Source organism: Kitasatospora sp. NPDC058444, assembly GCF_042721415.1.
Lineage (GTDB): Bacteria > Actinomycetota > Actinomycetes > Streptomycetales > Streptomycetaceae > Kitasatospora.
In genome coordinates this window covers 36,971-63,939 of sequence record NZ_JBHXLL010000041.1, presented here as the reverse complement: position 1 = coordinate 63,939, position 26,969 = coordinate 36,971, and the positions used below count along the sequence as shown (strand labels likewise).

26 protein-coding genes are annotated in these 26,969 nt (G+C 73.5%); 16 read left to right on the top strand and 10 right to left on the bottom strand.

What is annotated here, in order from left to right:
- Positions 1 to 72: 72 nt before the first annotated feature.
- Positions 73 to 1,140, bottom strand: a complete 1,068-nt coding sequence (locus ACFWP2_RS31505) for an alcohol dehydrogenase catalytic domain-containing protein (RefSeq protein WP_380457796.1) — start codon at positions 1,138 to 1,140, stop codon at positions 73 to 75.
- A 96-nt stretch (positions 1,141 to 1,236) separates the two neighbouring features.
- On the opposite strand from ACFWP2_RS31505, the gene ACFWP2_RS31500 reads away from it, so the two are divergent.
- Entirely contained in the window at positions 1,237 to 1,833 is a 597-nt protein-coding gene (locus tag ACFWP2_RS31500; protein ID WP_380457794.1) for a CGNR zinc finger domain-containing protein, read from the top strand.
- Between the two features lie 70 nt (positions 1,834 to 1,903).
- Here the strand turns inward: ACFWP2_RS31500 and ACFWP2_RS31495 are convergent, their stop codons facing one another.
- Positions 1,904 to 2,041 carry a DUF397 domain-containing protein gene (locus ACFWP2_RS31495; RefSeq protein ID WP_380457792.1) on the bottom strand — a complete coding sequence of 46 codons (138 nt, stop codon included), beginning with the start codon at positions 2,039 to 2,041 and terminating at the stop codon, positions 1,904 to 1,906.
- Positions 2,004 to 2,975, bottom strand: a complete 972-nt coding sequence (locus tag ACFWP2_RS31490) for a helix-turn-helix domain-containing protein (RefSeq protein ID WP_380457790.1) — start codon at positions 2,973 to 2,975, stop codon at positions 2,004 to 2,006. Before ACFWP2_RS31490 ends, ACFWP2_RS31495 begins: the two co-directional genes overlap by 38 nt.
- A 137-nt stretch (positions 2,976 to 3,112) precedes the next feature.
- Here ACFWP2_RS31490 and ACFWP2_RS31485 point away from each other — a divergent pair, with 137 nt between their 5' ends.
- The 4 genes from ACFWP2_RS31485 to ACFWP2_RS31470 all read left to right on the top strand — a co-directional run bounded on the left by ACFWP2_RS31485 (position 3,113) and on the right by ACFWP2_RS31470 (position 6,696).
- Positions 3,113 to 3,553: an ATP-binding protein gene (locus ACFWP2_RS31485; RefSeq protein WP_380457788.1), complete on the top strand. Its 441-nt coding sequence runs from the start codon at positions 3,113 to 3,115 to the stop codon at positions 3,551 to 3,553.
- 15 nt (positions 3,554 to 3,568) lie between these two features.
- Complete coding sequence (locus ACFWP2_RS31480; RefSeq protein WP_380457786.1) at positions 3,569 to 4,129, top strand: hypothetical protein; 561 nt, start codon at positions 3,569 to 3,571, stop codon at positions 4,127 to 4,129.
- A gap of 163 nt (positions 4,130 to 4,292) precedes the next feature.
- Positions 4,293 to 5,156 carry an alpha/beta fold hydrolase gene (locus ACFWP2_RS31475; RefSeq protein WP_380457784.1) on the top strand — a complete coding sequence of 288 codons (864 nt, stop codon included), beginning with the start codon at positions 4,293 to 4,295 and terminating at the stop codon, positions 5,154 to 5,156.
- A gap of 613 nt (positions 5,157 to 5,769) precedes the next feature.
- Positions 5,770 to 6,696, top strand: a complete 927-nt coding sequence (locus ACFWP2_RS31470; RefSeq protein ID WP_380457782.1) for a ribosome-inactivating family protein — start codon at positions 5,770 to 5,772, stop codon at positions 6,694 to 6,696.
- A 173-nt stretch (positions 6,697 to 6,869) separates the two neighbouring features.
- Here the strand turns inward: ACFWP2_RS31470 and ACFWP2_RS31465 are convergent, their stop codons facing one another.
- Entirely contained in the window at positions 6,870 to 7,769 is a 900-nt protein-coding gene (locus ACFWP2_RS31465) for a ribosome-inactivating family protein (protein WP_380457779.1), read from the bottom strand.
- A 270-nt stretch (positions 7,770 to 8,039) separates the two neighbouring features.
- On the opposite strand from ACFWP2_RS31465, the gene ACFWP2_RS31460 reads away from it, so the two are divergent.
- Positions 8,040 to 8,963 (top strand): ribosome-inactivating family protein, encoded by a 924-nt coding sequence (locus ACFWP2_RS31460; protein WP_380457777.1) that lies wholly within the window; start codon positions 8,040 to 8,042, stop codon positions 8,961 to 8,963.
- Positions 8,964 to 9,071: 108 nt separating this feature from the next.
- Here the strand turns inward: ACFWP2_RS31460 and ACFWP2_RS31455 are convergent, their stop codons facing one another.
- Positions 9,072 to 9,575 (bottom strand): alpha/beta hydrolase, encoded by a 504-nt coding sequence (locus tag ACFWP2_RS31455; protein ID WP_380457775.1) that lies wholly within the window; start codon positions 9,573 to 9,575, stop codon positions 9,072 to 9,074.
- On the opposite strand from ACFWP2_RS31455, the gene ACFWP2_RS31450 reads away from it, so the two are divergent.
- On the top strand, positions 9,544 to 10,038 hold the full coding sequence (locus ACFWP2_RS31450) for a hypothetical protein (protein WP_380457773.1): 495 nt from the start codon (positions 9,544 to 9,546) through the stop codon (positions 10,036 to 10,038). The genes ACFWP2_RS31455 and ACFWP2_RS31450 overlap by 32 nt on opposite strands.
- Positions 10,039 to 10,173: 135 nt before the next feature.
- Positions 10,174 to 11,760 (top strand): AMP-binding protein, encoded by a 1,587-nt coding sequence (locus ACFWP2_RS31445; RefSeq protein WP_380457771.1) that lies wholly within the window; start codon positions 10,174 to 10,176, stop codon positions 11,758 to 11,760.
- A gap of 190 nt (positions 11,761 to 11,950) precedes the next feature.
- On the opposite strand, the gene ACFWP2_RS31440 is transcribed toward ACFWP2_RS31445, so the two are convergent.
- Positions 11,951 to 12,913, bottom strand: a complete 963-nt coding sequence (locus tag ACFWP2_RS31440) for a GlxA family transcriptional regulator (RefSeq protein ID WP_380457769.1) — start codon at positions 12,911 to 12,913, stop codon at positions 11,951 to 11,953.
- Between the two features lie 39 nt (positions 12,914 to 12,952).
- Between ACFWP2_RS31440 and ACFWP2_RS31435 the strand changes: the two genes are divergently transcribed.
- Positions 12,953 to 13,606 (top strand): cysteine hydrolase family protein, encoded by a 654-nt coding sequence (locus ACFWP2_RS31435; protein WP_380457767.1) that lies wholly within the window; start codon positions 12,953 to 12,955, stop codon positions 13,604 to 13,606.
- Here the strand turns inward: ACFWP2_RS31435 and ACFWP2_RS31430 are convergent.
- Both ACFWP2_RS31430 and ACFWP2_RS31425 read right to left on the bottom strand, forming a co-directional pair.
- Entirely contained in the window at positions 13,596 to 13,772 is a 177-nt protein-coding gene (locus ACFWP2_RS31430) for a hypothetical protein (protein ID WP_380457765.1), read from the bottom strand. The two genes, ACFWP2_RS31435 and ACFWP2_RS31430, sit on opposite strands and share 11 nt — an antisense overlap.
- A 33-nt stretch (positions 13,773 to 13,805) precedes the next feature.
- Positions 13,806 to 14,588 carry an SDR family oxidoreductase gene (locus ACFWP2_RS31425; RefSeq protein WP_380457763.1) on the bottom strand — a complete coding sequence of 261 codons (783 nt, stop codon included), beginning with the start codon at positions 14,586 to 14,588 and terminating at the stop codon, positions 13,806 to 13,808.
- Positions 14,589 to 14,691: 103 nt separating this feature from the next.
- Between ACFWP2_RS31425 and ACFWP2_RS31420 the strand changes: the two genes are divergently transcribed.
- Positions 14,692 to 15,651 carry a sigma-70 family RNA polymerase sigma factor gene (locus ACFWP2_RS31420; RefSeq protein WP_380457761.1) on the top strand — a complete coding sequence of 320 codons (960 nt, stop codon included), beginning with the start codon at positions 14,692 to 14,694 and terminating at the stop codon, positions 15,649 to 15,651.
- An 86-nt stretch (positions 15,652 to 15,737) separates the two neighbouring features.
- On the opposite strand, the gene ACFWP2_RS31415 is transcribed toward ACFWP2_RS31420, so the two are convergent.
- Positions 15,738 to 16,256: a DinB family protein gene (locus tag ACFWP2_RS31415; protein ID WP_380457759.1), complete on the bottom strand. Its 519-nt coding sequence runs from the start codon at positions 16,254 to 16,256 to the stop codon at positions 15,738 to 15,740.
- 52 nt (positions 16,257 to 16,308) lie between these two features.
- Positions 16,309 to 16,884 carry a nucleosidase gene (locus tag ACFWP2_RS31410; RefSeq protein WP_360352298.1) on the bottom strand — a complete coding sequence of 192 codons (576 nt, stop codon included), beginning with the start codon at positions 16,882 to 16,884 and terminating at the stop codon, positions 16,309 to 16,311.
- 527 nt (positions 16,885 to 17,411) lie between these two features.
- Here ACFWP2_RS31410 and ACFWP2_RS31405 point away from each other — a divergent pair.
- From ACFWP2_RS31405 to ACFWP2_RS31380, 6 genes are all read left to right on the top strand, one after another.
- Complete coding sequence (locus ACFWP2_RS31405; protein ID WP_380457756.1) at positions 17,412 to 18,755, top strand: hypothetical protein; 1,344 nt, start codon at positions 17,412 to 17,414, stop codon at positions 18,753 to 18,755.
- A 22-nt stretch (positions 18,756 to 18,777) separates the two neighbouring features.
- Positions 18,778 to 19,728, top strand: a complete 951-nt coding sequence (locus tag ACFWP2_RS31400; protein ID WP_380457754.1) for a glutamate ABC transporter substrate-binding protein — start codon at positions 18,778 to 18,780, stop codon at positions 19,726 to 19,728.
- A gap of 261 nt (positions 19,729 to 19,989) precedes the next feature.
- Positions 19,990 to 21,357, top strand: coding sequence for a hypothetical protein (locus tag ACFWP2_RS31395; protein ID WP_380457752.1), 1,368 nt, complete (start codon positions 19,990 to 19,992; stop codon positions 21,355 to 21,357).
- Between the two features lie 5 nt (positions 21,358 to 21,362).
- Complete coding sequence (locus tag ACFWP2_RS31390; RefSeq protein WP_380457750.1) at positions 21,363 to 24,119, top strand: tetratricopeptide repeat protein; 2,757 nt, start codon at positions 21,363 to 21,365, stop codon at positions 24,117 to 24,119.
- A 3-nt stretch (positions 24,120 to 24,122) separates the two neighbouring features.
- Positions 24,123 to 25,502: a protein phosphatase 2C domain-containing protein gene (locus ACFWP2_RS31385; protein ID WP_380457748.1), complete on the top strand. Its 1,380-nt coding sequence runs from the start codon at positions 24,123 to 24,125 to the stop codon at positions 25,500 to 25,502.
- Between the two features lie 108 nt (positions 25,503 to 25,610).
- Positions 25,611 to 26,966 (top strand): VWA domain-containing protein, encoded by a 1,356-nt coding sequence (locus ACFWP2_RS31380; RefSeq protein ID WP_380457746.1) that lies wholly within the window; start codon positions 25,611 to 25,613, stop codon positions 26,964 to 26,966.
- The last annotated feature ends 3 nt before the right edge of the window (positions 26,967 to 26,969 follow it).

Genomic DNA, 26,969 nt, shown 5'->3' with positions numbered 1-26,969 from the left:
CCAGTCACACTGGGTGATGCCGTCGTCACCTGCCCACCGCCGTGGAGCCAGAACTTCTGCTACCGCGGCCGCTCAGCCCCGGAACTCGTCGATGACGACCACGCCGGTCGGGCCGTACGTCTCCAGGGACTCCAGCACCGAACCCGCCTCGTGGAGGCCGACGGTGCGGGTGACGATGCGGCCGGGGTTGAGGCGGCCGGCTTCGATCATGTTGAGCATCGTGCCGAACCGCTGGCCCTGCATGCCGAAGGCGCCGAGGAACTCCAGTTCCTTGACCATCATGACGTCGATCGGCAGCGCGACGTCCCCCCGCTCGGCGCCGGTGGTGTGCCCGAGCTGGAGGTGGCGGCCGCGGGTGCGCAGGGAGAGGACGGAGTTCCGGCAGGCCTCGGCGATCCCGACGGCGTCGACGGAGACGTGGGCGCCGCCCCGGGTGAGGGCCTTGACCGCCTCGGCCGGGTCGTCCGTGGCGGCGTTGACGGTGTGGACGGCGCCGAGGGCGCGTGCGGCCTCCAGCTTCTCGTCCGTGATGTCGATCGCGATGACGTTGGCGCCGGTGGCCGCCGCGATCTCCACCGTGGACAGCCCCATGCCGCCGCCGGCGCCGTACACCGCGACCCATTCGCCGCCGCGCACGCGGGCCTGGTCGACGACGCCGTGAAACGCGGTCATGTAGCGGCAGGCGAGGGCGGCGACGTCGACGAAGCCGACGGACTCGGGCACCCGGACCAGGTTGACGTCGGCGAAGCGGACCATGACGTACTCGGCGAAGGCGCCCCAGTAGGACACCCCGGGGACGAGGGAGTCCACGTGCTCGCACACGTGCTGGTTGCCGCTGCGGCACATCTCGCAGGACCCCTCGCCGGGGTTCATCGGGAAGATCACGCGGTCGCCGTCCCGCCAGTCGCGGACGTCCCGGCCGACCTCCACGACGGTGCCGGCGAACTCGTGGCCGAGCACGAACGGGGGCTTGACCTGCGGACCTCCGGTCCAGAAGTCCCCGGCCCACAGTGCCCAGTCGGTGCGGCAGATGCCGTTGGCGCCGACCCGCACGATCGCGCCGTCCGGCGGGCAGACAGGGTCGGGCACCTCACGGATGACGAGGGGCTCGTGGAGTTCTTCGATGACTGCGGCGCGCATGACGCGACCTCCTCGGGAGATGTCCACCGGTTCAAGTGGTGGACTTGGAAGCTATGCGGCTGCGAGGAGTCGTGTCAACCGCCTAGAGTGGTGGACATGAGTGACGGGGACAGCCGACGTGAAGGGCGCCAGCGCGCCAAGACCGACTTCCGGTTCGACGACGCGCGGCTCTGCTTCGCCTTCGCCGGCACGCTGGCCGACCGCGGCAAGGACGTGCACGTGGAGCGGCTGGGACAGCCGGAGGACCTGAGCCGCTGGTGCGTGGAGAGCGGCTGCACGGCAGTGGCACCGAGCTGCGGCGAGGAGGAGCTGGAGGAGGCACGGCGGCTGCGCGAGGCGATCCAGCGGACGGGCGTCGCACTGGCGGAGGGGGCGGCGCCCACGCCGGCGGACGTCGCGGTCGTCAACGGCGCGGCGGCGGCGCCGACTTCGGTACCCGTGCTGGCGGCGGACGCGGGGTCCGTACGGTGGAACGGGGGCGAGGGCGGGGTCGCGGCGGTGCTGTCGATGGTCGCGCGGGACCTGATCGAACTCTGCGGGTCCGAGCAGCGGACGCGCGTCCGCATCTGCGGAAACCCGGCGTGCGGAACGCCGTTCGTCGACACGTCCCGGGCGGGCGTACGGCGCTGGTGCTCGATGAAGACCTGCGGCGCCCTGGTGAAGAAGCGCGCCTACCGGGCGAAGGCGAAGTAGCGACGGGCAGGAGACGCGGCGGGGCGGGGCACCGGTCGGTGCCCCGCCCCAGGAGGTGTTGAGGGGTGGATCAGCCCTCGATCGGCAGCTCGCCCGCCCGGATAGCGTCGATGAAGGCGCTCCAGGAGGAGCCGGAGAAGAGGAGGGTGGGGCCCTGCGGGTCCTTGGAGTCACGCACCGGAACCAGGCCGGGGAATCCGGGGGCCACCTCGATGCAGTTGCCGCCGTCGTTGCCGCTGTAGCTGCTCTTCCGCCAGGCGGCTGCGGCGAGCTCGTTGCTCATCATCTTTGTAACCCTCCAGCGCCTCGGCGATCAGCCGAAGCGAGTCGCACTCTGACAGGCATTCGCCACGGAGCTGATCATAGTGGCGCTGGTACTTGACCACGCTGGCGGGAGCATCGCTCAGGTGACCTCGGTCGAGGCTCTCCGAGTACACCAAGCGCTGCCCATCTGGCAGCTCCAGCAACACCATATCCGTCTTGATGAGCGTCCGCCGGTCCGAGAACGGCGCCACGTGCAGAACGATGTTCGGGAGCTGGGCCACCTTCAGCAGGTGCTCCATCTGAGCCCTCATCACGCTCGGCCCACCGATGACCGTCCGAATGGTGTTCTCACCGAGAATGACGACCATCAACGGCCCATCGGGCACAAGAAAGCGACTCTGCCGACTGAGTCGGGCATTGGTCAGCTCCTCGATCTCCTCGGGTTTTCCGGCCGCATCACCGGTTTCGAAGACCGCACGCGCGTACTGCCGGCACTGCAACAGGCCAAACATCACGCTGTCTTCGTACGCGCGCAGCCCGACGGCAATGGCCTCCTGGTCCACGTACTCCTGGAACCAGTCCGGATGCTCGATCGACGCCTTCCAGTCGACCCGGTCCCAGAGGCGCTTCAGCGCCCCACCGGCGTTGAGCAACTCGTCGGCCTTCACGACCATTTCCGGCGGCATGCGCCTTTGGCCGGACTCATACCTTGTGATGTTCGGCCTGGTGCAGTGCAGCAGCTTCGCCAGCTGCTCCTGCGTGTAGCCGGCCGCCTCCCGGTAGAACCGCAGCTCCTCGCCGAAGATCCGGGCCGAACTGGCCGTCACTTCGTCCTTGAGTCGCCGGTGTGCCATGCCCGACCCCCTGACGTACAGCATGTGCCTGGTACCCGATTTCGGCCATCACCGTACCTCTGCATCCCGGACCATTGAGACCAGAACGCAATCATTTGCATGCGCAGCGTGATTATGCGCTCCATTCACGCTCCCCTCCGCCCCCTCCGAGGTGCTCCCCCATGCTCACGTCCCGCCGCCCCCGCACGTTCGTCGCCCGCCTCGACTCCCGGGTCGAATCCACGCCCCTGGCCCGGTACTTGCTCCGCGCCTACCTCACCGGCCTGCCCTCCGGCGACCGCTACCGCGAGACCGCCGAACTCCTCCTCGGCGAACTCTTCGCCAACGCCGTCCAGCACTCCGACGCCCCCGACGACCGGCACATCGAAGTCCGCTTCACCCTCATCAACTCCCGCCTGAAGCTGGAAGTCCACGACGCCGGCTCCGGCCATCCCGCCCTCCGCGCCCCAGCCCCCGACGACGAACACGGCCGCGGCCTGTTCCTCGTCAGCGAGCTCGCCGAACGCTGGGGCTGCGCCGAACGCCCCGGCGGCATCGGCAAGTACGTCTGGGCGCTCGTCGCCCCCGTCCCCGGCCCCGCCCTCACGCTCGTCACCGCCTGAAAGCCCGAACTCCCCATGCACCTCACCACGCTCGCCGGCCACGCCCTCTCCCGCGGCCGCACCCCCGCCGACACCTACGCCCTCCTCGCCCGCCGTACCCACAAGCCCGTCCCCTCCGCGCGCGCCGTCTGCCTCGCCCTCACCATCCCGCTCGCCGAGACCGTCCGCCGCCTCAACGAGTGCCACGACGCCCTCCTCGCCCACCCCCGCCCCGGCACCGAGACCGACACCGGCGAACTCCTCGAAGCCCTCGGCGTCTTCGACGTCCCCAAGTCCCTCACCGACACCGAACTCGCCGTCGTCGACCACTTCCTGACCGCCATCGACGCCATGGGCGGCATCCGGGCCGGCCACCAGCACGGCCTCTCCCGCTGGTTCACCACCGGCAACCTCACCGCCGCCTACCTCTCCCTCGCCGCCGCCCGCCCCCTCCCCCGCACCGGCGACCCGGCCCTCTACTGGTCCACCCTCGTCACCGCCGGCGAACTCCTCACCACCACCCCCACCCCCGACACCCGCCTCAAGTACGCCCTCCTCCAGTGCCGCGCCCAGGTGGCGAGGGGCCTTTCCGGGTAGTGCGAAGATCATTCGCTGAGTACTGTGTGCCATCGAACAGTTGGGCAGCTGTTCGATGGCTGCCCTCGTGACTCCGCGCTCGACCGCGCAGTGGTTTCGCGGCATCGGAGCGGGCGCCGCGCGTTGCCGTCGACGCCACGGAGGTCAGAAAGTGAGCTGACAGATGCAACCGACGTTCGTCCTGGTCCACGGAGCCTTCGCGAACTCCTTCTCCTTCTCGCCGCTCCAGGCCGAACTCGGCCTCCTCGGGCACCGGTCCGTGGCCGTCGACCTGCCGGGGCACGGGTTCGCCGCGACGTACCCGAGCGCCTACCAGGCGCCGCAGGACCTCGCGGAGCTCGCCACCGCGCCCGGCGCCATCAAGGGCGTCACCCTCGCCGACAACGTCGCGCACCTGATCGGGATCCTGGAGCGGGCCAAGCGCAACGGGCCCGTCGTCCTCGTCTCGCACAGCCGCGGCGGGCTGACGGCCACCGTCGCGGCCAACCAGCGGCCCGACCTGATCGACCGCATCGTCTACGTCTCCGCCTGGGCCCCCGTCGACCTGGACGTCGGCGCCTACTACGCCGAGCCCGAGATGGCCACGGTCGACGCCGCGGGCCTGGCCGCGGCGATGGTCGGCAACCCCGTCGAACTCGGTCTGCTGCGCGTCAACTTCCGCACCGCGGACCCCGGCGCCCTCGCGACCTACAAGGAGGCCTTCCTCGCCGACGGGACGGACGACGAGTTCCGGGTCCTCCTCAACACCTTCCAGCCCGACGAGAACCTCGACACCGGCACCCCGGACGACCGGGCCCAGGCCGACACCTGGGGCCGCATCCCGAAGACGTACGTGCGGCTGGCCGACGACACCAGCATCCCGCTCGCCATGCAGGACCGGATGATCCGCGAGGGCGACGCCCTGACCCCGGAGAACCCCTACGACGTCCGCACGCTCCCCGGCAGCCACCTGAAGTGGCTGGTCGACCCGGCGCCGGCGGCCCGGGCTCTGGGCGAACTCGCCGCGCTGCTGCCCAGCGAGTCCTGACCGGATCGTGACGGCTCCTGTGCCGAGGTAGCCGGCCCCCTGGCGTGGCCACCGCCGGCACGGCCCACGGCCCCGTACAGGAAGTCGGCCCAGCCGACTTCCTGTACGCCCCGGCCGACTGCGCGCACTCGGGCACCGGGCGATCCGCTGACAGCCGAGTCCGCCGGCACGGTGGCTTCCGCCGCGGGGAGAGGCCGGCCGAACGGTCCCGTCGGCTTTGACCGCCAGCGCCCGCCTCTGTGCCCAACCTGCACGGTTGCGGAGGCGCGCGACCGCGCTCGACGGCACGCCCGTCCCGGGCGGCGGGGCCGGCGGCCTGCCGCACGAGCCGACCTTGCGCGTCGTGCCTATCTCCGATCAACTCGGCTTGATGTCAAGCGACTTGACCATCTCGATCCAGTCGGCAGCCGCCTCTCCGCCCCACCCGCACCCACCCCGATCGACCGTCCGATCCATCCGGCCGCGGGTCGCAGCCACCGATGGATTGGCATGATCCGGACAGACACCCCCGTGCCACGATGCTGTCCGGAAGAACCACCGCGGCACCCCCGGTGTCGCTCCCGGATCCGACCCGCCGTCAGGCCTCCGGATCCGCCGGGCAAGAGAGAAGAAGATGAAGAGGCACACCACCGTCCGCACACGGATCCGCTCGGCACTCCTGGCAGGCATGGGCCTGAGCATGGTCCTCACCGGCGTGCTCGGCGGGGCCGGAACCGCCCAGGCCCGCACCGAGTGGCGCCACATGTCCCACGTCTGGTTCGACCTGTCGGAGGGCCCCAGCGCGAACGAGCGGATCCGGTACTCCCAATTCCTGGCCAGCCTGCGGGCCGCGGTGGCGGGCTACAACACGCAGGAGACGCAGCTGGAGGACGTCGGCCTCGTCCAGGTCTCGCTGACCGCGCTCGACGACCGGGGCCAGCGCCGCCGCACCGACCTCTGGATCAACCCCTCCAACCTCTACCTGTGGGGCTACTCCAACCAGAACGGCGACACCTACCAGTTCAACGACCTCAACAACGCCCTGCAGTCACGGATCTCGGAGACCACCGCCCCGGCGCCGCCGGTCAACCACAACGTCCAGACCCTGAACTTCGGCTCCAACTACAACTCGCTGACCGCGGCAGCCCTCCGGGGCCGGGAGGAGCTGCCCATCAGCTGGAACGACATGCGGGGCTCCATCCTGCACCTGGCGGGCGAGAACAACCCGTGGATCAACCGCCAGGCGACCGCCCGGTCGCTGAGCCTGATGATCCAGGCCCTGTCCGAGGCCGCCCGGTTCAACGACGTCGAGGGCACCTTCCGCGCGGCGATGAACGACTGGGACCGCCGTTACCTGCCGATCCAGCAGCAGTACCTGGAGAACTCCTGGGACGCCCTGTCCCGCTTCTACAACCGCGTCACGGCGAACCAGACCGCGACCCCGGTCGACATCCCGACCGTCGGGAGGGTCGACAATCTCGACAACCTGCGCTGGTACGTGCAGATGACCATGGGCCACGCCCACACCGACAACGGGGACTGGAACACCGACCAGATCTGACGGCGCCGGCCTGCCCGCCGCCACCCCCTGATCCCCCGCCGCCGCCGCAGCGGGAAGTCGGCCCAGCCGACTTCCCGCGCGCCGTGCCGGCGAACGCACCGGCAGGCGGGCGGCCACCCACAGGGGTGTGGCCGCCCGCCTGCCGGTGGCGGTTCGTCATCCACGGGGAACGACTAGCGGGGACGCGACCCGCTGAAGAGGTCCAGGTAGCCCACGTACTGCATCAGCTGCTGCAACGTGTAGAACGTCTGACCAGCGGCCGAGACGGGCTGGGTGCCGGGGTTGTTCATGACCCGGTAGACCCAGTTCGAGACCGAGGACCAGTTCGTCTCCAGGTTGACGTTGTCCTCGCCGATCTGGACGTCGGTGTGGTTACGGATGTTGTTGCGGATGTTGTCGAAGATCCGCCCGAAGCGTGCCGCCTCCGAGGTGGCCTGGATCATCATGATGAGGGAGTCCGCCAGGACGGCGCGCCCGGCGGCGGTGTCCTGGAGAACGGCGATCTGACGGACCTGCCGCAGGGAGTTCTCGAGGCTCGGCCCGGTGATCCGCTGTTGCCACCGGTTGTCACCACGGGGAATGCCGTTGTAGTTGCTGGACCAGGGGAGGGTGCTCGCCTGGACGCCCAGCACCCGGTTGAAGCGGTCCCTCGACCCGGGGCCGTCGGCGAAGACCCAGTGCGTGCCCCCGACCTGGTAGAAGCCGGCCAGGTACAGGTTGTGCGGCCAGAAGTACATGGCCCCCAGGTAGGTGCCGTGCTGGAACAGGCTGATCTGGATGAGCTGGTCGTTGTCCGCCACGATGGTCTCGTCCAGGTCCTCCCTGAACCAGTCGTGGCTGCTGAGCGAGTGGAGCTGGGCGATCACGTCCCAGTACCGCTGGTGTTCCTGGGCGCCTCCGCCGCCCAGGTCGCCGATCTCCCAGTTGATGTTGCTGAGACGGTTGTTCGTGTCGGCGTGCGCCGCGGTCGGCGTCATACCCATGAGCCCGACCGCCAGCGCCAGCGCCACCAGTACGCCGACCAGCCGTCGGCGCACCCGTACCAGTGCGCCGGATCCGTTCATTGTGAGCATGCGGGAATTCCCTCGATGGTGAAAAGACGGGTCGTCAGCACGCCGGGCCGGCCGCAGACTTCAGCACGCGGCGAGCGTCCATGACGCGCTGTCAGTACGTACGCTAAGCGGCCCGGCAAGCCCGGGGTTCGCCGTCAGGGACAGGTCATTTGACCGCCAGCGCACTCGCCACTGCGCCCGGGACGTCGGCCCCGTCGACTTCCGGTGCGTTCTCGGACACATGGCGGTGCACGGACAGCGGAGTTCGCCGGCCCGGTGGCTCCTAGCCTCGTGCGCGACAGGACCCGCCCCACCCTCGATCCGGAGGAGACCGAGAAGACCGTGCTGAAGAAACTCTGCTCCGCCCTGCTGACCCTGGCCATCTCGATGGGCCTGGTGACGACGCTCAGCGGCACCGCTTCCGCGACCAACTACCAGGTGATCGACTGGCACATCTCGAACATCACCTCGGGCGGAAACACCAACCACCAGAACTACTGGAACCTGATCGACACCATCCACCGGCGCACCTACGGCGATTCGACCGGCCTCAACGGCGTCACCGAGACCACCACCGAACGCGGCCGCCTGATCCAGGTGCGCGTCCTCGACACCAACAACGTCCACGTCGTCTCCGTCTACCTCTGGGCGAACGACCTCTACGTCGCGGGGTTCTACGCCCCGCAGAGCAACTCCCACTGGGCGTTCCAGGACCGGATCGGCGAGTTCGAGAACGCGCTGGGCGTGTCGGTGCCCGCGAACCGCCGCATCGCCAGCGGCAACTACAGCAACATCCCGGGCGGCAACGAGCGGGGAAGCCTCGTCCTCAGCCCCGAGCACATCTACAACGCCATGCGCACCCTCGGGCGCGCGACGGCCTACAACGACGCGACGGGGCGGGCGCTGCTGACGGCGATCCAGATCTTCTCGGAGGCGGCACGCTTCGGCGTGGTCTTCGACGTCGTCCGGGGCAACATCCAGGACCCCGGCCGGAACCGGCCGCTGAACTACTTCGATCCGCAGCGCGGCAACATCTCGGCCGCCAACGTGGAGAACCAGTGGGGGCAGATCAGCGAGTTCATCCGCAACGCCCGCAACGACCCGTCCACGGCGACCATCTCCATCATGGGGCACACCGTCGCCACCATCGCGGCCGTGCTCTACTACATCGGCTTCATCGAGGCCAACGGCGCCATCATGCACAAGCCCAGGTAGTCCCGGCTCCGGGACGGCCCACCGGCACCGGCCGGAGGGGCCGCCCCATTGCCCGCTCCCCGCGCGGGAAGTCGGCCCGGCCGACTTCCCGCGCGAACGCCTGGAGGCCTACCGCCCGGCCCGGTAGGCCTCCAGGCGTTCGGCCAGCTCCTCCGGGTGGCCGAGCATGGGGAGGTGGTCGCCCGGCATCTCGTCCGGCCGGAAGCCGAGCCGCTCCTCGACGTGCCGCCGCAGGAACGCGGGCGGGAAGAACCGGTCGCCGGCGGCCAGCAGGAACCTGGTCGGGACGTGCGGCCAGGCGTCCAGCGGCCACGGCGTGCCGAACGGGGTCGCGGACTGCCGCCGCCCGTGCTCGGCGAGGAGTTCCTCGGCCAGCGCCGCCGGGGTGTCGTGCAGGAAGAGGGCGCGCTCGTCCTCCTCCACGCCCTCCGCCACGCCCCTGGCCCGGTCGGACTCGCGGCGGGCCGGCCCGTAGCCGGTGTTCTCCCACCACTCCCCCGGCGTCTCCCCGGGAGCCGGCACCTGGGCCTGGAGCATGACCAGCAGGTCCACCGGCACCCGCTCGCACACCAGCGGGCCGGTGAAGCCGCCGAACGAGTGTGCGACGACCACGAGTTCGCCCGTCCGGTCGCCGATCGCCGCCCTCCGCGCCGCGCCGCCCGGGTGGTCCTTCCTGCTCGGGCGGCTGTCCTCCGACGGCTACCTCTGCCACCTCGACCTCAACTACCACCTGGACGGCGAACTCGTGGCCGTCGTCCAGACCTCGCGCCCGGTTCCGCCCGGCCACCGGGTGGGCTCCCTCACCACCCCGCAGTCCCAACTCTCCACCTTCCTGGCCAACTCGGACCGCCTCGACCCACGCACCGACCTCGCCCCGCTCGACGGCCCGCCCACCCCGGGCGAGGTGCTGCTCCACGGCGTCCCCCTCCCCGTCGAGGTGCACCGCAGCCACGGCTGCCGCAGCGCCCTCGTCCCCCGGCTCCCCTCCCAGCAGGGCTACGTGATCGTCACCGCCACGACCGCCCACTGGCCCACCGCCACCGACCTCGCCCTGCGGCCCCCGGCGGCCTTCTGAACCGGCCGGTCCACGAACGACCCCCCGCACCCTCCCCCGTTCCCCCGTTCCCCCGTTCGAGTGATGGGCGATCACATTCGGCCCTCATCGGCAGTTCCCGTACCAGGAAAGGAGGTTGGGGTTAGCCTGTGCCCCATGGTTGCAAACTACAAGGAAGAAGTAGCCATGGGTGACGCGGAGTTCGTCAGCGGCCCCGCGCTGATCCTCCAGGCCCTCACCTCCGCCCCCGATCGGCAGGCCGTCGTCACCGCCGACGGCACCGGGATCACCGCCGGCGACTTCGCCGCCGCCACCCACCGCCTCGCCCACGAGCTGATCGCCCGGGGCGCCGCCCTCGGCACCACCGTGACCCTGCTGACCGGCAACACCCCCGAGGCCCTCAGCGCCCGCTACGCGGCCGGCCTCGCGGGGGCCCGGGTGGTGAACCTGTACGACGGCATGAGCACCCCGGTCCTGGCCGAGATCACGGCCAGCGTCGACACCGGCCTGCTGCTCGTGGACGCCGAACGGTACGCCGCCGCCCACGAGTTGCTCCCGCTGATCGACGTGCCGACCGTCCTCACCCTCGGCCCGGTGCCGGCGGACGGCGGCGCCCCGGCGATCGGCGAGGACGTCGTCGCCGCCTCCGCCCACCGCCCCGCCGAGCCCCCGGACGTGCGGATCGGCCCGGAGGACGACCTCAGCATCCGCCACACCGGCGGCACCACCGGCATCCCGAAGGGCATCCTCAGCCTGCACGGGCCCTACCGCCGCGTCTTCGACTCCCCGTTCGGCGGGGACCCGGCCGACGGCGCCCCCCGCTTCCTCGCCGCCACCCCGCTCGCCCACCTCGCCGGGGTCCTCACCGACCTGATGCTCCAGCGCGGCGGCACCGTCGTCCTCCAGCGCTCCTTCGACCCCGGCGCCGTCCTGGCCGCCATCGAGCGCGAACGCATCACCGACCTCTGGCTGCTGCCACCGCTGCTCCACCAGCTGCTCGACCACCCCGCGATCGGCCGCACCGACCTGTCCAGCCTGCGGCACGTCATGTACGGGGGCAGTGCCGCCTCCCCGACCCGGATCCGCGAGGCGCTCAAGGTCTTCGGGCCCGTCCTGTTCGGGGTCTACGGGATGTCGGAGGCGCAGCTGATCTCCATGCTCACCCCGCAGGAGCACGACCGGGTCGGCCCGGACAGCACCCAGGTCCCGGTCGGCCGGCCCGTCCCGGGCGTCGAGGTGGCGATCCGCTCCCTCGACGGCACCGACCTGCCGACCGGCGAGCAGGGCGAGATCCACCTGCGCTCCGACGTCGTCATGGCCGGGTACTGGAAGCGGCCCGACCTCACCGCCGCGGTGCTGCGGGACGGCTGGCTGAACACCGGCGACGTCGGCTACTTCGACGAGGACGGCTACCTCTACCTCTCCGACCGGGTCAAGGACCTGATCATCGTGGTCGGCGGGCACGTCTACCCGTCCGAGGTGGAGGAACTCCTCGTCACCCACCCGACGGTCGCCCGCTGCGCGGTCTTCGGGGTCCGCGACGACCAGGCGGCGGAGCACGTCCACGTCGCCGTCGTCCCCGCCCCGGGGCAGCGGCCGCGACTGGACGAACTCCGCGCCTTCGTCACCGAGCACAAGGGCCGGATCTTCGCCCCCGAGGTGCTCCACCTCGTCGACGAGATCCCGCTGACGCCCGTCGGCAAGCCGGACAAGAAGCGCCTGCGCGAGGCCGCCACGGGCTGAGGCCGTGCCCTCGTTGCGCCGGCTTCACCCCAAGGTGGGGTTTGGCTCAACGGACCACGGCCCCCGTGCCGAGAAGCCAACGGGGTGGCGGCGCTGAGGGCCGCCACCCCTCGCCACCCCCCTCGCCACCCAGCCCTCCCCGCCCTCCCCGCCCTCCCCACCGGGAACTCCGCTACCGGACACTGTTCGGCTACTCCTCCGCGCGGCCGCGGAAGGCGCGGCGGTACTCCCGCGGGGCCACGCCCACCCGGGCCGTGAAGACCGGGCGCAGCGAGACGGCCGAGGCGAAGCCGCAGCGGCCGGCGACGGTGTCGACGGGCAGGTCGGTCTCCTCCAGGAGGCGCTGGGCGGCGAGGACGCGCTGGTCGAGGAGCCAGCGCATCGGGGCGGTTCCGGTGGCGGCGGTGAACCGGCGGGCGAAGGTGCGCTCGGACATCAGGGCGGCGGCGGCCATCCGGCGCACCGTCCAGGGGGTGTCGAGGGAGGCCAGGACCTCGGCGCGCAGCCGGGCCGGCGGGTCGTCGCCGGCGGCGTCGTCCGGGACCGGGGAGGGGATGAACTGGGCCTGGCCGCCCGCCCGGAAGGGGGCGGTGACCATGGCGCGGGCGATGGTCGCGGCGGCCCGCTGGCCGTGGGCGGTGCGGACGAGGTGGAGGCAGAGGTCGATGCCCGCCGCGACGCCGGCCGAGGTCCACAGGCCGTCGCCGCCGGTGAAGAGCACCTCGGGCCGGACCGTCACCGCCGGGAAGCGGCGGGCGAGTTCGGGGGCCAGCGCCCAGTGGGTGGTGGCCTCGCGGCCGTCCAGCAGGCCGGCCTCGGCGAGGACGAAGGCGCCCGCGCAGAGCGAGGCGATCGGGACGCCGGCGGCGGCGACGGCCCGCAGGGCGGCCAGGACCTCCGGACCGCGCGGGGCGGCCGGGTCCTCGACGCCCGGCACCACCACCAGGTCGCAGTCGGCCAGCGCCGCCGGCCCGTGGTCGGGGACGCGCTCCAGCCCGCCGTCCAGCCGCACCCGGGCGCCCTCCGGCCCGCAGACCCGCAGGTCGAAGGCGGGCAGGCCGGGCCGGGAGGTCCGGTTCTGCCACACCTCGCCGATCACCGCGTAGTCGAAGGCCCGGACACCGTCGAAGATCAGGCAACCCACCGTTCGCATGGCAGAAACGGTAAGCCGGTCCGTGGCAGGAATCCATCGATGGGTGGCCTCCCCGCCCATCACGCCTCCCCGGTGCCGCCGACCAGCATGGACGGCATGACGAACACCGACGCCTTCGACGCCCCGCTCACCCTCGACCCCGACGCCGTCCTGCTGCTCATCGACGTCCAGAAGGGCTTCGAGGACACCTCCTTCTGGGGGCCGCGCGACAACCCGCGGGCCGAGCAGCGGATGGCCGAACTGATCACCGCCTGGCAGGCCACCGGCCGCCCGATCGTCACCGTGCAGCACGCCTCCGCGGCCGGCCCGCTCGCCGAGGGCACCCCGGGGTACGAGCTGAAGGACTTCGTCGCCGGCCTCACCCCCGCCCTGCACGTCACCAAGACCGTCAACAGCGCCTTCTACGGCACCCCGGACCTGCACGCCTGGCTCCAGGAGCGCGGCGCCCGGCAGGTCGTGGTCACCGGCATCATCACCAACGTGTGCGTCGAGACCACCACCCGGATGGCCGGCAACCTCGGCTACGACGCGATCTTCCCCACCGACGCCATGCACTCCTTCGACATGACCGGCCCCGACGGCACCACCGTCCCCGCCGCCGACCTCGCCCGCGCCACGGCGACCACCCTGCACGCGAACCGCTTCGCCAAGGTGGTGACGACGGAGCGGGTCGTGCGGGCCGCTAAGGCCTGAGCAGCGGCCGGTACGCGTTGCCCTCCTGCGCGTTGGGCAGCACGTACGAGACCCCGAGGCCCGGCGCGAGCTCCCGCAGCCGCGCCAGGGCCTCGGCGGTGCCGATAGCGGCGTCGGTGCCGGTAGCGGCGTCGGTGTCGGCGCGGATCGCATCGAGGAGGGACACGACGGCCACCCTACGGACCGCCACGGACAGTCCTCAGGCCGCCAGCCGCTCCGCGAGGTACTCCTCCCAGGTCCGCCGCCCGTGCTCGGCCCCCGCCGGGGCCAGGTTCTCCCCCGCCCGGTACGCCCGCCCGACCTTGCCCGGCACCCGCAGCGGCAGGTGCGGGCGGCGGCGGCCGCGCGCCGCGAGGTAGCCGCGGGTCAGCTCGGCCATCCCGTACACCGTGGGACCGGCCAGGTCCGGCACCGCCCCGGCCGGCTCGGCAAGCGCCAACTCCACCAGCCGGGCGGCGACTTCCCGCACGTCCACCGGCTGCCAGCGAACCCCGCCGGGGGCCGGGACGAGCGGCAGCCCGGCCATCTTCTCCGCCACCGTGAACGCCAGGTCGTGGAACTGCGCGGCCCGCAGGACCGTGTACGGCAGGCCCGAGTCGGCCACCGCCCGCTCGGCGGCGTGCTTGGCCCGGAAGTAGCCGAGCGGCAGCCGGTCCGCGCCGATCACCGAGATGTACACCAGGTGCCGCACCCCGGCCCGCCGGGCGGCGGCGACCAGCAGCCGGGTGGCGACGTCGTCGCCCTTGGGGCCGCCGGCCAGGTGCAGCACGGTGTCCACCCCCGCCAGCGCCTCGTCCAGCCGGGCGGCCGCCGTCTCCGGGTCGCCGAGCAGGTCGCCGCGCACGTACACCACGCCGTCGGCGGCCGGACGCTCCCGCCGGCTGAGCACGCGCACCGGCGAGCCGGCCGCGCGCAGCAGCGGGACCACCTGCCGCCCCAGGGTTCCGGTACCGCCGGTGACCAGCACGGTGTGCTTCGTCATGATCGTCTCCGATTCGTCCCGGGAGGGGAGTTGATCTCCCCGCCGCAGCCGTTGTTGGGTGGCTCCTGCTGCCCTGACCCCTGGCGACGAAGGAATGTGACACGTGGACGAGAAGGCGGACGAGAAGGCGGACGAGAAGGCGGACGGGAGCGCGGCGGCCCGGGCCGCGCTCTTCGAGGAGCACCGCCCGCACCTGCGCGCCGTCGCGTACCGGATGCTCGGCTCGATCACCGAGGCCGAGGACGCCCTCCAGGAGGCCTGGCTCCGCTACGACCGCTCCGACACCGCCGAGGTGGCCAACCTCGGCGGCTGGCTCACCACGGTGGTCTCGCGGGTCTGCCTGAACCTGCTGCGCACCCGCGCCCAGCGCCGCGAGGAGCCGCTGGAGCCCGCCGGACCGGACGGCGAGCCGGGCCCGCCGCGCATCCCGGACCCGCTGCTGCGGCGCGAGGGCGTGGTGGACCCCGAGCAGGAGGTGATGCTCGCGGACTCGGTCGGGCTGGCGCTGATGGTGGTGATGGAGTCGCTGTCACCGGCCGAGCGGGTCGCCTTCGTGCTGCACGACCTGTTCGCGGTGCCGTTCGAGGAGATCGCCCCGCTGATCGAGAAGACCGCGGCCGCCACCCGCCAGCTGGCCAGCCGGGCCCGCCGCAAGGTGCGCGGGCAGGCGCCCGCGCCCGACCCGGACCTCGGCCGGCAACGGCTGGCCGTGGACGCGTTCTTCGCCGCCGCCCGCAACGGCGACCTGGGCGCGCTCGTCGCCGTGCTCGACCCGGACGTGGTGCTGCGCTCGGACGGCGGCGCCGCGATGGCCCGGCACACGGTGGTGCTCTCGGGCGCCGACACGGTGGCCGGCCAGGCCGTCCTGTGGGGCACGCTGTCGCCGTTCGCCCGCCCGGCGCTGGTCAACGGCACCGCCGGCGCGGTGGTCATCGGCGACAACGGCCGAGCGCTGTCGATCATGGCGTTCACCGTGGTGGACGGCGCGATCGTGGCGATCGACGTGCTCACCGACCCCGAGCGGCTGGCGGCACTGGACCTCTCGGCCTTCCGGGACGCCTGACCCCGGGCGCACGGAACGGGGTGGGCGGGCCCTCGCCCACCCACCCCGTTCCGCTCCCAGCTCCCCGGGGCCGGCTCCCCGGGCCCTCAGCGCCCGACCGCGCCGTCCAGCTGCTCGCGGATGATGTCCGCGTGCCCGGCGTGCCGCCCGGTCTCCTCGATCATGTGGACCAGCACCCAGCGCAGCGACGGCCCCTCGGTGGCGTCCGGCCGCAGCGAGCGCACGCCCGGCCGGTCCAGGTCCGGGGCGGCCGCGGCCACCGCGTTGGACCGCTCGACCGCCGCCCGGTAGGCGGCGACCTCCGCGGCCACCGTCGCGCCGTCCAGCGGCACCTCGTCCGACTCGCGCGGCTCCCCGCCCTCACCCCGGTACGCCCAGGTGAACCAGTTGTCCTCGACCACGGTGAGGTGCCGCACCAGCCACAGCAGGCTGGTGCCGGAGGCGACGCCGGGGCGCCGGGCGTCCTCGTCGGAGACCCCGTCGAGCTTGGCGACGACCGCCGCCCGCAGATAGTCGAGGAAGGCCAGCAGGGTGGTCGGCTCGTCCGCGTTCAGACTCGGCGGACGGACGTCGGAGAGCTTGCCCGGGGCGGTGTTCTCGGTCATCGCGCCACCCTAGCCAGCGCCGGAGCCCCGGGAAACCGGGTTTGAGGCCGCGTCACCAGCCCTGCGCGGTCACCCAGTCGGCCAGCTTGCGGGCGCAGTCGTCCACCGACTCCTTCCAGCTGTGCGCGGCGCCGTCCCCGGCCTCGTCGCTGACGTGCTTGACCAGCCGCACGGGCACCCCGGCGCGGTGCGCGACGGTGGCGACGGCGTAGCCCTCCATGTCCACCAGGTCGGCGTGCTCGGCGAGCCGGTCGCGGGCGTCCGGGTCGGAGACGAAGAGGTCACCGGTGGCCAGCACCGGGCCGTCACCCTTGCCGATCACCAGCGGGGCGCCGTACTCACGGCCGGTGAGCGCGTGCAGGGTGGCGGTGTCCAGGTCGTGCTGGATCACCTGGACCACGTGGTGGATGCCCTCCCAGCCGGGGCGCAGGGCGCCGGCCGTGCCGAGGTTGATCACCTCGGAGGGCTTCTCGCCCTGCGCGAGGACGGTGGCCAGCGCGACGGCGGCGTTGACCTTCCCGATCCCGGTGAGCAGCACGGGCAGGCGGTCGTCCAGGTGGGCGGCCTCCTCGCGCACGGCGACGACGAGCAGCGGGCGGTCGGGCGAGATCGTTCCAAGCAGGCGCATACCTCCATCGTACGGAGCGAGGGGGTGCCGCACCCGGGATTGCGCGCCCGTGAACGGGCCCCCGGGCCGCGGCGGACCCCCGCCCTCCGCCCGGCCGGGGGAACCGCGCGGAGCGCGGCCCGCGTCGGACGGTTCACCACCTCCTCGGCCGACGCTCGGGAGCGGCGGGAACGACGGGAGCGGTACGGGCCGTGCCAGCGGCACGAGCCGCACCGGCTGCACCGGCGGCACCGGCCGCACCAGCGGCACGAGCCGTCCCGGGGAGCGTGCACGACATGCTCAAGATCGGCGCAAGTCAGGTGTGGTCGGGGGGAGTGACGGCCATACTGCTGCCATCGGTCGGGCCCCGGGGACGGGCCCGGCCCCAGGGGAGGATGAGGCGGGTGGCAAGACCAGTAGGCAACGGCGCGTCCGGCACCGGGTTCCCGGCACAGCCCGGCCGGCCGCCGGCGCCGCCGGGCGCGACGGCCGCACCGGTGGCGACGGCCGCACCGGCCGGACCGGTCGCGAAGTCCGGCGGAGCGCCCGTGAAGCGCCCCCCGACGGCCGTCGCCACCGGCGTGCGCGCCCGGCTCGCGCAGGCCACCCGCACACCCCCCGGTCGACTGCGGCTGGCCGGGGTGGTGCTCGCCGTGCTCGCCGTCGCCTTCGGCGGCCTCACCGCCTGGCAGTTGGAGACCAGGGCGCAGGCCGCCGACCGGGTGGTCTCGTACAGCCAGCCGCTCAGCCGGGACGCCGCCGAGATCCACCGCAACCTGGCCGACGCCGCCACCACCGCGGCCAGCGGCTTCCTGCTGGCCGGCGCCGAGCCCGACGAGGTGCGCAGCCGCTACGAGCAGGACGTCGCCACCGCCGCCAAGCTGATCGCCGAGGCCGCCGCCCGGACCACGGCGACCTCCCCCGCGCAGGGCTCGCTCGCCCGGCTGAACCAGCAACTCCCGGTGTACGCAGGCCTGGTGGAGACCGCGCGGGCCGACAACCGGCAGGGCATACCGCTCGGCGGCGCCTACCTGCGGTACGCCTCCGAGCAGATGCAGACCGTGCTGCTGCCGGCCGCCGCCGAACTGGCCGCCGTCGAGAACCGGGAGCTGTCCGACGACTACGCCGAGGCCAGGGCGGTGCCGTGGGCCGCGTACGGCCTGGCGCTGGTCGCCCTGGCCGCGCTGCTCTGGGTGCAGCTGACGCTGTTCCGCCGCACCAACCGGGTGTTCAACATCGGGCTGCTGGGCGCCACCGCCGCCGTACTGGCCGGCGCCCTGTGGCTGACCGTCACCGGACTGGCCACCAGTTCGGCGCTGCAGCGGAGCAACCGCGAGGGCGCGGCCCCGCTGCGGGCACTCAACTCCGCCCGGGTCGACGTGCTGACCGCCCGGCTGGCGGAGAACCTGCACTTCGTCGCCCGCGGCTCGACCACCCGGTACGCCGACCAGTGGGCGAAGGCCACCGAACACCTGGCCGGTGCCAAGGACCTCCCGTCGGACCGGTCCGACGGCTCACTGCCACAGGCCGTCCGGCTGGCCCCGTCGGCCGCCGTGCCGAGCGTCGTGGACGCCTCTAAGCAGTTCGACGAGTGGCGTCGGCGGCACGATGCCGCCCGGAACAAGGAGGTCGGCGACGCCGACTACCAGGGCGCCCTGGAGGCCACCGTGACGGCCTCCACCGACTCGGCGACCAGCGCAGACGCCGCGTTCAAGGCCGTCGACAAGGCGCTCGCCCAGGCCGCCGACATCGAGCAGGACCGCTTCGACCAGGCCGCCGAGGGCACCGGCGGGGACCTGCGCGCCGCCGCCGTCGCCGCCGCGCTGCTCGGCCTGGTGGCCGCGGCCGCCGCGCTGCGCGGCCTCGGCCGGCGACTGGCCGAGTACCGGTAACGGGCGAGGGGGAGAACGAGAGATGCGCGACAGAGCACTCAGGAGAACGACCAGGCCCGCCGCCGCGCTGGCCCTGCTGGCGGCCGGCGCGGCCGTGCTCGCCGGGGGCGGCCCGGTCGGCGCCGTGCCGGCGGCCGCCACCGCCGCGCCCCTGGCCGTACAGCAGGAGCAGACCCCGGCCGACGGCTGCGACACCTACAAGAGCGTGCCGCCGAGCACCGAGGACGGCCCGGCCGTGAGGGCCATCAAGGCCAGGCGCAGCCTGGTGATCGGCGTGGACCAGAACAGCTACCGCTGGGGCGCCCGCAACCCGAACACCGGCCAGATCGAGGGCTTCGACATCGACCTCGCCCGGGCGATCGGCGCGGCCGTCATGGGCGACCCGGAGAAGGTGGTGCTCAAGCCGGTGGCCACGGCCGACCGGATCGACGCCATCAAGAAGGGCCGGGTCGACCTGATCGTCCGCACCATGACGATCAACTGCAAGCGGATGGAGGACGTCGCCTTCTCCAAGCCGTACTTCAACATCAGCCAGCGCGTCCTGGTGCCGAAGGCGTCGCCGGCGAAGAACATCGACGACGCGGTCAAGGACAAGGCGGTCTGCGCCGCCGACGGCTCCACCGCGCTGAACATCGTCAAGGAGAAGAACACGGCCCGGCAGGTCGTCACGGTGGAGAACCAGCTGGACTGCCTGGTCCTGATGCAGCTCGGCAAGGTCGACGCCACCATGACCGACAACGGCCTGGCGGCCGGTCAGGCCGCGCAGGACCAGACCGTGCGGATCGTGGACGGCGAGGCCCAGCCGGAGGTGATCGGCGTCGCCATGCTGAAGGACAGCACCGACCTGACCGCCCGGGTCAACCAGGTCCTGGCCGACTACTACGCGCGCGGCGACTGGGCCCGTTCGTACGAGCACTGGCTCAAGCCGTACATGGTCAACGAGGCCGAGCACTACTGGCCGGGCACCCACTGAGGCGGTGGCGACGCGTGCCGCCGGTGACGCGCGGGACGGCGCGGGGGAGGTAGCGCACGGGCCGTCAGCGGGGCGTTGACGGTGGCTTGACGCCCCGCGCCCGCTCCGCCGCAACGACCACCGGCTAGGGTTCGGGACGATCACCACGGGGAGACCGGTGGTGGATACGGGGGTAGTCGTGGGACCGCACGTCCGGTACGTCGAGCACGTCAGGCACGTCAGGCACGTCGGGATCGCACGCGAGGAAGGAAGGACACCGCGGTGGCGGCATCGGCTGGCCCGGTACTGAGCCGGGAGGAGGTCGACCGCGCGCTCGCCCGCCTCGGCGCGGAGCGGGACGCGGTCGAGTCGGCGCTGCTCGCCCTCCAGGACCACCCGGGCCTGCGGCTGCTGGACGGCGCCGAGCTGTCCGGGCGCACCCTGGAGCGCTGGTCGGTCGCCGGCAAGGGCCTGCCGCTGCTCTGGGCCCTGTTCGACCGCTACTCCGAGGCGCTGGCCTCGGCCCGGGCCGTACGGGCCCGCAAGGCCAAGCCCGGCGGGCCGGAACTCGCCGAGCTGAGCGAACTGCTGACCGGCGAGGCGGTGACCGTCCCGGGCGGGGTGGTGCCGGACGGCCCGCAGGTGCTCGGCGCGCCCGCCAGGCTGGTCGAGCGGATCAGCCTGGACGCGCTGATGACCCGGATGAACTCCTGGTACGCCACCGTGCTGGAGGTGGTCAGCGCCGCCGACGCGGTCTGGTCGGCGCTGCCGGCCCGGATCGACCTGCTGCTCGCCGAGCTCCAGCGGGTGCGCACCCTGGCCGCCTCGCTCGGCGTGCGCACCGGCGCCCACCCGCTGGGCGACGACCTGGCCGGCCTCGAGAGGGACCTCACCGAACTGCGCACCGAGGTGCGCGGGGACCCGCTCGCGCTGTGGCGCCCGGCCCGGGTGCCCGCCCAGCGCGGCACCGTCCCGGAGGGCTCGGCCTTCGCCGGCCCGGCCGGGATGGTGGACACCGAGCGGTTCGACCGGACCGGGCGGGCGCTGGACGGCGTCCGGCTGGAACTGGAGGACCTGCTGCGGCTGCGCGACGAGGCCGAGGAACGCCTCCAGGGCGTCGGCGACCTGCTCCAGCGGGCCGACGCCACCCTGGCCGAGGCCCGCCGGGCGCGCGGCGAGGTGCTGGCGAAGATAGCGTCCAGCGACGTCCCGGCCGTGCCCGGGCCGGCCTCGGCGCTGCGCGAGCGGATCGTCGCGGCGCTGGACCTGCGCCAGGCCGGGCAGTGGGGCCGGCTGGCGCCGCTGCTGGACACCCTGGAGGACGCCGCCGCCAAGGAGCTGACCCGGGCCCGGCAGTCGCTCACCGAGGTGACCCAGCCGCTCGCCGTCCGGGCCGAGCTGCGCGGCCGGCTGGACGCCTACAAGGCGATGGCGGCCCGGCTGCGGGTCTCCGAGGACCCGGAAGTGATCGAGCGGTACGAGAAGGCGCGCTGGCTGCTGTGGAGCGCGCCCTGCGACCTGCGGGCGGCGGCCGCCGCGGTGGCCCGGTTCCAGCAGTCGCTGCGGCCGGCCCACACCGAGGCCGAAGCCGGGCAGGCTCAGGAGGCGGCCGGACAGTCGCCGGCCGACGGACAGGCTCAGGGGGGCTGAGGTTGATGGGCGGGACGTGCGAACGGCCGGAGTGCTCCGGCAGCGGCAGGATCGACGCCGACGGCTACTGCGACGAGTGCGGGCTGGCCCCGGCGGGCCGGACCACCGCGACGCCCACCACGTCCGGGGCCTCGGGGGTGTCCGGGACGTCCGGGACGTCCGGGACGTCCGGGGCCTCGACGGCGGGGGCACCGGAGTCCGCCGGCCCCGGCTCGCCCTGCCCGCGCGACTGCTCCGGCACCATCGACCCGGACGGCTACTGCGACGAGTGCGGCCTGACCCCGCCCGGTGGCGACACCGGCGTCACCGGCGTCACCCAGCCGTACGTCCCCTCCGCCCGGGTCTCCCCCGGCTCCGGACACAACGGCTCCGGGCACGGCTCCGGCCACGGTGCATCGGCCCGCTCGCTGTCGGCCCGCACCGGCTCGGCCCGTTCGATGTCCGGCCGCTCCCGCTCGCACCGCTCGACCCGCACCGGCAGCGGCCGCTCGCTCTCGGTCCGCTCCACCCGGGGCAGCGCCAGCGCGGGCACCCGCAACCGGCTGGGCGCCGGCCTGGTCACCGTGCCGACCGTCGAGGCGGCCGACCCGGCCCTGGCGGTGCTGGCCGACCCGGAGGTACCCGAGCGCAAGCGGTTCTGCTCCAAGTGCGACGCCCCGGTGGGCCGGGAGAAGAACGGCCGCCCGGGCCGCCCGGACGGCTTCTGCACCAAGTGCGGCACGCCGTACTCGTTCACGCCCAAGCTGCGCCGCGGCGACCTGGTCGGCGGGCAGTACGAGGTGGTGGGCTGCCTGGCGCACGGCGGGCTCGGCTGGATCTACCTGGCGGTGGACCGGCGGGTCAACGACAAGTGGGTGGTGCTCAAGGGCCTGCTGGACACCGGGGACGAGGACGCGCTCGCGGTGGCCGTCGCCGAGCGGCGCTTCCTGGCCGAGGTGGACCACCCGAACATCGTCCGGATCATCAACTTCGCCGAGCACCCGGACCTGCGCACCGGCGCCACCGACGGCTACATCGTGATGGAGTACGTCGGCGGGAAGTCGCTCAAGGACATCGCCAACGAGCGCCGCACCGCGGACGGCCGGCGCGAGCCGCTGCCCGTCGAGCAGGCGATCGCGTACGCGCTGGAGGCGCTGCCGGCCCTGGGCTACCTGCACGGCCGGGGCCTGGTGTACTGCGACTTCAAGATCGACAACGTGATCCAGAGCGGCGACGCGCTCAAGATCATAGACATGGGCGCGGTCCGCCGGCTCGACGACGACGGCCCGATCTACGGCACCATCGGCTACCAGGCCCCGGAGATCGCCACCGACGGCCCCTCCGTCGCCTCCGACCTGTACACCGTGGCCCGCACCCTCGCGGTGCTCACCTTCGACTTCCAGGGCTACAGCGGCGCCTACCGCGACTCGCTGCCCGGCCCCGAGCAGGTCGAGGTCCTCGCCCGGTACGAGTCGTACTACCGCTTCCTGGTCCGCGCCACCGACCCGGACCCGGCCCGCCGCTTCGCCTCCGCCGAGGAGATGGCCGACCAGCTCACCGGCGTGCTGCGGGAGGTCCTGGCCCTCCAGGACGACCGGCCCCGACCCGCGCCGTCCACCCTGTTCGGCCCCGAACTGCGCGTCGTCGACACCGAGTTGGTGCTGCCCACCGAGCAGGCCGGACAGCTCCGGGTGGCCCCCCTGGACCCGTCCGCCGCCGCCCTCGCACTGCCCGTCCCCCGGGTCGACCCCGGTGACCCCAACGCCGGCTTCCTGGCCGTCCTGGTCACCCCCGACCCCGAGGAGACGCTCGCCGCGCTGGCCACCGCGCCCGCCGCCTCGGTCGAGAGCCGGCTGCGCGAGCTGCGCGCCCTGCTCGAACTCGGCCGCCACCCGGAGGCCGTGAGCCGCCTCGCCGAACTGGAGCGGGACCAGCGGGACGACTGGCGGGTGGTCTGGTACCGCGGCCTGACCGCGCTGGTCGGCGGCGGCCTGGCCCCGGCGGACGGCCGGACGCCGGCAATCGGGCAGGCTCCGGCGAACGGGCAGACCCCGGCGGGCGGCGAGGCCCCGGCGAACGGGCAGACCCCGGCGGGCGGCGAGGCCCCGGCGAACGGGCAGACCCCGGCGGGCGGCGAGGCCCCGGCGAGCGAGCGGGCCGCCGAGCTGCGGGCCGCCGCGGAGGCCTTCGACGCGGTCTACGACGCCTTCCCCGGCGAGGCCGCCCCCAAGCTGGCCCTCGCCATCTGCGCCGAACTGCTCGGCGACGGCGGCGACGCGGCCGAGTTCTACCGGCTGGTGTGGGCCACCGACCACGCCTACCTGAGCGCCGCCTTCGGGCTGGCCCGGGTCCGGCTGGCCGAGGAGGACCGGACCGGCGCGGTCCGCGTCCTGGAGACCGTCCCGGCCACCTCCAGCCAGTACACCGCCGCCCGGATCGCCGCCGTCCGGGCCCGGCTGCGCGAACGCCCGGCCACCGACGACCTCGCCGCCGACCTCGGCGCGAGCTCCGCGCAGCTGACCGCGCTGCGGCTGGACTCCCGCCGCCGCGAGGAGCTCGCGGTGGAGGTGCTCGGCGCGGCCCTCGGCTGGGTCGGCGCCGAGACGGCCGCCGGCCGGCGGGCCACCGACCTGGTGGTACTGGGACGTCCCGCACAGGAGCGGGAACTGCGCTTCGCCCTGGAGCAGTCCTACCGGGTACTCGCCCGGTTGGCCGACCGGGCCGAGATCAGGATCGAGATGGTGGAACGGGCCAACCGTGCCCGTCCCAGGACGTGGGTGTAGCAGATGCCGCAGCAGACCGAGTGCCCGAGCTGTTCGGAGCCGATGGACCAGGAGGACGCCTTCTGCGGCTCCTGCGGGACCGGCCGGGACGGCCGGGCGGCCCCCGGCTCGATGCCGGGGAGCTGGGCCGCCGCACGCGGCGAGGCCGTACCGTCGCCGCGCGGACCGGTCTGCGTGCACTGCGGGCAGCCGCAGGTCGCCCCGGACGGCTACTGCGAGGGCTGCGGCGGCGCCCAGCCGCGCCCGCGCGACCACATGGAGAAGTCGCTCGGCGGCGTCGCCGGGGTCAGCGACCGCGGCGTGCGCCACCACCGCAACGAGGACTCCTTCACCGTCGCCGCGACCTCGCTGCCCGGCGGCGAGCCGGTCGTGGTCGCCGTGGTGTGCGACGGCGTCTCCTCCTCCGACCGCCCGGACGAGGCCTCGGAGACCGCCGTCGACGCCGCCTCCGAGTCGCTGCTGACCGCCCTGGAGGCCGGCCGGGACCCGAACGGGGCGATGCGCCAGGCCATCGCCGACGCCGCCAAGGCCGTCGCCGACCTCGCCACCGACGGCGCCGGCCCCACCCGGCCCGACCTCAACGCGCCCGCCTGCACGTACGTCAGCGCGATAGCCGCTGGCGGGCGGGTCACCATCGGGTGGGTCGGCGACACCCGGGCGTACTGGATCCCGGACGACCGCGCCGCCGCCGAGCCGTTCCGGCTCACCCAGGACGACTCCTGGGCGGCCCGGATGGTCGAGGCCGGGCTGATGAGCGAGGCCGAGGCCTACGCCGACCCGCGCGCGCACGCGATCACCGGGTGGCTCGGCGCCGACGCCGAGGAGGTCGTGCCGCACACCCTCGACTTCACCCCGCACGTCCCCGGGGTGGTGCTGATCTGCACCGATGGGCTGTGGAACTACGCCGAGGCGGCCACCGACCTGGCGTACTACGTGCGCCCGGACGCCCGCACCGAGCCGCTCGCCACGGCGCAGACCCTGGTGAAGTTCGCGGTCGCCGCCGGCGGCCACGACAACATCACCGTCGCCGTGCTGCCGATCGACCCGCCGGCCCGCGCCGTCGAGGAGGCCGAGCAGAGCCCGACCGCGCTGGACCTGCCGGTGATCGCTCCGCGGTCGGCGGACGGGTCGGCCGACCGGACGGCGGACCGGACCGCGGTGGAGGAGGACGAGGACCACGAGCCGACCCTGCCGGACCTCCCGGTGATCGGCTCCCCCGCCGCCCCGCTGCCGCCGCTGCCCCCGGTCCCGCCCGCACGGCCGGAGGTCCCCCCGGCACCGACCGTCCCGCCGGCCGTCCCGCCGGCCGTCCCCGCCGCCCCCCTCCCGCCCGTCGCACCGCCCGTGGCACCGCCCGTCCCGCCGCACCCGCCGACGGCCTGACCGGCCATCCGCCGGAGGCCCCGCCGCCACGGCCCGCCGGCCCGCCCGGCGGGCCGCCCCACCGTCCTGAGCACGTCCACCCCTCACCCGACGGGAGCCGACCGCCCCATGGCAACACTGGCGAAGCCGAACCTGCCCAGGTTCACCGTGGAGATCTTCCAGAACGAGTACCTGGCCGACGGTGCCCGCGAGGTCAACGCCATCGTCACCGTCACCGCGACCGGCGGCGGCACCTCGGGCGGCCGGCCGCTCGGCTTCGCCGACGCCACCCCGGCGGGCGGCGACGCCGCGGCGGCCGTGGTCATCCTGGTCGACTGCTCGGGCTCGATGGACTACCCCAAGACCAAGATCAACGGCGCCCGCGAGGCCACCGCCGCCGCCATCGACGCGCTGCGCGACGGCACCGCCTTCGCCGTGGTCGCCGGCACCCACGAGGCCCGCGACATCTACCCCGGCGACGGCACCCTCGCCACCGCCTCCGCCACCACCCGCGGGCAGGCCAAGGAGTCGCTGCGCCGGCTCACCGCGGCCGGCGGCACCGCGATGGGCACCTGGCTGGCCAAGGCCGACCAGCTCTTCCTGACCCGCCGCGGCATCGCCATCCGGCACGCCGTCCTGCTCACCGACGGCAACAACGAGCACGAGTCGGCCGAGGACCTGGCCCGCACCCTCGAGCGGGTGACCGGCCACTTCACCGCCGACTGCCGCGGCGTGGGCACCGACTGGCGGATCGACGAGCTGCGCAGGATCTCCTCGGCACTGCTCGGCACCACCGACATCGTCGCCGAACCCTCCGGCCTGGCCGAGGACTTCCGCTCGATGATGGCCGGCGCGATGGGCAAGCAGGTCGCCGACGTCGCGCTGCGGATCTGGACCCCGGCCAACGCCACCGTCAGGTTCGTCAAGCAGGTCGCCCCCTCGGTCGAGGACCTGACCTCCCGCCGCACCGAGGCGGGCCCGCGGGCCGGCGACTACCCCACCGGCTCCTGGGGCGACGAGAGCCGCGACTACCACGTCTGCGTCGAGGTCCCGGCCGCCTCGGTCGGCAACGAGATGCTGGCCGCCCGGGTCAGCCTGGTGCTGCCCCAGCAGGTCGCCGGCGGCACCCCCGAGGTGCTCACCCAGGGCCTGGTCAAGGCGGTCTGGACGGACGACCTGGCCTCCTCCACCCGGATCAGCCCGCAGGTCGCCCACTACACCGGGCAGGCCGAACTCGCCTCCTCCATCCAGGAGGGCCTGGAGGCCCACCGGGCCGGGGACGTCGACCGCGCGACCGCCAAGCTGGGCGCCGCCGTCCGGATCGCGCACGCGACCGGGAACGAGGGCACCTACAAGCTGCTCCAGAAGGTGGTGGACGTGGTGGACCCGAAGGAGGGTACGGTTCGGTTCCGTAAGAACGTGAGCGAGGCCGACTCGATGACCCTTGAGACCCGGTCGACCAAGACGGTACGTGTGAAGAAGTGACCG